This window comes from Paenibacillus xylanilyticus (assembly GCF_013359935.1).
GTDB classification, from domain to species: Bacteria; Bacillota; Bacilli; order Paenibacillales; family Paenibacillaceae; genus Paenibacillus; species Paenibacillus xylanilyticus.
Genome location: NZ_JABMCB010000040.1, coordinates 1 through 348, shown reverse-complemented (window position 1 = coordinate 348; position 348 = coordinate 1). Strand labels below are relative to the sequence as shown.

General features: G+C 52.3%; 1 rRNA gene. It reads right to left on the bottom strand.

Annotation, left to right across the window (positions count from 1 at the left end):
* Positions 1–308: ribosomal RNA gene (locus HP552_RS00265) — 23S ribosomal RNA — on the bottom strand; the annotation flags it as partial.
* Between the last annotated feature and the right edge of the window lie 40 nt (positions 309–348).

The following is a 348-nucleotide window of genomic DNA, read 5'->3' as shown; positions in this document are numbered from 1 at the left end:
CGTCCCACAACCCCAGAGAGCAAGCTCTCTGGTTTGGGCTGTTCCGCGTTCGCTCGCCGCTACTGACGGAATCACTATTGTTTTCTCTTCCTCAAGGTACTTAGATGTTTCAGTTCCCCTGGTATGCCTCTACACAACCTGTGTATTCAGTTGTGAGTAACTGGAAATTACCCCAGCTGGGTTTCCCCATTCGGACATCCCCGGATCAAAGCTTGCTTACAGCTCCCCGAGGCAGTTTCGTTGTTCGCCACGTCCTTCATCAGCTCCTAGCGCCTAGGCATCCTCCGTGTGCTCTTAGTAGCTTAACCAGTTGCTCCGGTTTCGACTGCTCACTTCCCTTGTTTTGCT